Raw genomic sequence first — 3658 nt, 5'->3', positions numbered from 1 at the left:
GCGCGAAGACCAGCCGGGCGACCAGCGCCTGGTGGCCTATGTGGCGGCCCAGGACGGCGTGGAGCTCGACATCGTCGCGCTGCGCGCGCAGCTGGGCCGGACGCTGTCGGAATTCATGGTGCCGAGTGCCTTCGTGGTGTTGGATGACTTGCCGCTGACGCCGAACGGCAAGCTCGATCGCAAGGCGCTGCCGGCGCCCGACGGGCAGGCCTACGCGGCGCGCGGCTACGAGGCGCCGCAGGGCCAGGTCGAAGAGACGCTGGCGGCGATCTGGGCCGAGCTGCTCAAGCTGGAGCGGGTCGGACGGCACGACAACTTCTTCGAGCTGGGCGGCCATTCGCTGCTGGCGGTGGCGCTGATCGAGCGCATGCGCCGGGCCGGCGTGCAGACCGACGTGCGCACCTTGTTCGGTACGCCGACCATCGCGGCGCTGGCCGCCGGCGGCGGCGCGGTCGACGTGGTGGTGCCTGCCAACGGCATCGTCGACGGTTGCGAGGCGATCACGCCGGACATGCTGCCGCTGGTGCAGCTGAGCCAACAGGAGATCGACGGCATCGTCGCGGCGGTGCCTGGCGGCGCCGCCAACATCCAGGACATCTATCCGCTGGCGCCGCTGCAGGAAGGGATTTTGTTCCACCACATGATGCAGGGCGAGGGCGATGCCTACATCATGCCGACGCTGATCGAGTTCGACACCCGCGCGCGGCTGGACGGCTTCCTGGCGACCTTGCAAACGGTGATTGACCGCCACGACATCCTGCGCACCGCGGTGCTGTGGGAAGGCCTGGCCGAGCCGGTGCAGGTGGTATTGCGCTCGGCGCGCATGCTGGTCGAGGAGGTCGGCCTGGCGCCGGCCGATGGCGAGATCGCCGCGCAGCTGAGCGGCCGCTACGACCCGCACCACTACCGTATCGACGTGCGCCAGGCGCCGCTGCTGCGCGCCTTCCTGTGCGAGGACCGCGCCAACGGCCGCTGGCTGTTGCAACTGCTGACGCATCACCTGGCGATCGACCATACGACGTTGGAAATCCTGGTCGAGGAAATCCGCGCCATCCAGCTGGGCCGCGAGGCCGAGCTGCCAAGGGCGCTGCCGTTCCGTAACTTCATCGCCCAGGCGCGCCTAGGCGTGAGCCGCGCGGAGCATGAGGTCTTCTTCACGCAGATGCTGTCCGATATCGACGAACCGACCCTGCCATACGGCCTGCTGGACGTGCGCGGCGATGGTTCGCGGAGCGGGGAGTCGAGACAGCAGTTGCCCGCCGCATTGGCATTGCAGTTGCGCGCGCAGGCGCGCGCACACGGCGTCAGCGCCGCCAGCCTGATGCATCTGGCTTGGGCGCAGGTGCTGGCGCGCCTGTCGGGACGCCAGGACGTGGTGTTCGGCACGGTGCTGTTCGGGCGCATGCAGGGCGGCGCCGGTTCCGACCGGGTGCTGGGCATGTTCATCAATACGTTGCCGGTGCGCATCAGCACCGAGGTTGGCAGTGTCGCCCAAGGCCTGCGCCGCGCGCACACGCTGCTGACCCAGCTGCTGCGGCACGAGCATGCGTCGCTGGCCCTGGCTCAACGCTGCAGCGGCGTGGCCGCGCAGACGCCTTTGTTCTCGTCATTGCTGAACTATCGTCACAGTGGGGCTGCCGCCGCCGGTGCGGAGCAGCAGGCCGGCAGCGGCTGGGAGGGCGTTGAAATCGTCGGCGGCGAAGAGCACAGCAACTACCCGCTGAGCTTGTCGGTGGACGACTTGGGGGAGGGCTTCATGCTGACCGCCCAGGCCGATCAATCCGTGTCGCCCGCGCGGGTATGCAGTTATATGCTGGCGGCGCTGGAGCACATCGTGGCGGCGCTGCAAACCGAGCCGTCGGCGCCGCTCTCGTCCGTCGACGTGTTGCCCGCGACCGAACGCCGGCAAGTGCTGGTCGATTGGAACACCAGCGAGTTGCCGTATGAACGGGACGCTTGCGTACACGAGCTGTTCGAATCCCAGGCCGAGCGCACGCCGGCGGCGATCGCCGTGGCGCAAGATGGGCGAGCAGTGAGCTATGCAGAATTGAATGCGTTGAGCAACCGCCTGGCGCACTATTTACAGCAGCTGGGCGTGGTAGCGGATACGCCGGTGGCGATCTGCGCCGAGCGCGGCATCGAGATGGTGGTGGCGATGCTGGCCGTGCTCAAGGCGGGCGGTTGCTACGTGCCGCTGGATCCGGGCTATCCGCAGGAACGGCTGGCATATATGTTGGCCGATAGCGCACCAATGTTGGCGTTGACTTACGGCGCGGGACAGAAGGCGCTGGCCGCGTTAGGCGGCGACTTGCCTCGCCTTGACCTGGGCACGCAAGCCGGCATATGGCAGAGTCATGCCGCCGGCAATCCGTCACACCGGGGCCTGACTCCTGCCAACCTGGCTTATGTGATCTACACCTCGGGTTCGACCGGCACGCCGAAAGGCGTGATGAACCGTCACCAGGGGCTGGCCAATCTGGTTGCGGCGCAGGCCGCCTTGTTCGGCGTGGACCAGACCAGCCGCGTGCTGCAATTTGCGTCATTCAGCTTCGACGCCAGTGTATGGGAAATCGTCATGGCCTTGTGTCAGGGCGCTTGCCTGTGCCTGGCCGCGGCGGACGATCTCTGGCCCGGCGCGCCATTGCTGGCGACCATTAGTCGCTTGAAGATCACCCATGCGACCTTGCCGTCGTCGGCGCTGGCGGTATGCTTTAACGATAGCCGGCAGCTCGATCCAATGACGTTGATTGTCGCGGGTGAGGCGTGTCCGCCCGCCCTGGCGCGGGAGTGGGCGGGCCAGCATCGCTTCTTCAACGCCTACGGTCCGACCGAGACCACGGTCTGCGCCAGCGTCTATCAATGCCAGCCCGATCACGAGGGCGTGTTGCCAATTGGCCGTCCGATCGCCAACACCCAGGTGTACGTGCTCGATGCGCGGCGCCAGCCGGTGCCGGTGGGAGTGGCCGGCGAGCTGTATATCGGCGGCGCCGGTGTGGCGCTGGGCTACCTGAACCTGCCGGAAATGACGGCGGAGCGCTTCGTGCCCGATCCGTTCGCCGGCGTGGCCGGCGCCCGCATGTACAAGACGGGCGACCTGGCCCGCCATCTGGCCGACGGCAATCTGGAATACCTGGGCCGCAACGACTTCCAGGTCAAGATCCGCGGCTTCCGCATCGAGTTGGGCGAGATCGAGATGAAGCTGTCGGCCTGCGCCGGGGTGCGCGAGGCGGCGGTGCTGGCGCGCGAGGACCAGCCGGGCGACAAGCGCCTGGTGGCCTATGTGGTGGCCCAGGACGGCATGGAACTCGACATCGTCGCGTTGCGCGCAGAACTGGCATTGACGCTGTCGGACTACATGGTGCCGAGTGCCTTCGTGGCGCTGCCGTCATTGCCGCTGACGTCGAACGGCAAGCTCGATCGCAAGGCGCTGCCGGCGCCCGACGGCCAGGCCTACGCCGCGCGCGGCTACGAGGCGCCGCAGGGCGAGACCGAGGCAACGCTGGCGGCGATCTGGGCCGAGCTGCTCAAGCTGGAGCGGGTCGGCCGCCACGACAACTTCTTCGAGCTGGGCGGCCATTCGCTGCTGGCGGTGGCGCTGATCGAGCGCATGCGCCGGGCCGGCGTGCAGACCGACGTGCGTGCGCTGTTCGGCACGCCG

General features: G+C 68.0%; 1 protein-coding gene. It reads left to right on the top strand.

Annotation, left to right across the window (positions count from 1 at the left end):
• Positions 1-3658: non-ribosomal peptide synthetase (locus RUGAMON1_RS32460; protein WP_445234393.1), on the top strand; the 3658-nt coding region annotated here is incomplete at both ends.

This window comes from Duganella rhizosphaerae (genome assembly GCF_040364205.1).
Lineage (GTDB): Bacteria > Pseudomonadota > Gammaproteobacteria > Burkholderiales > Burkholderiaceae_D > Rugamonas > Rugamonas rhizosphaerae.
This window is presented reverse-complemented; position numbering and strand designations above follow the sequence as displayed.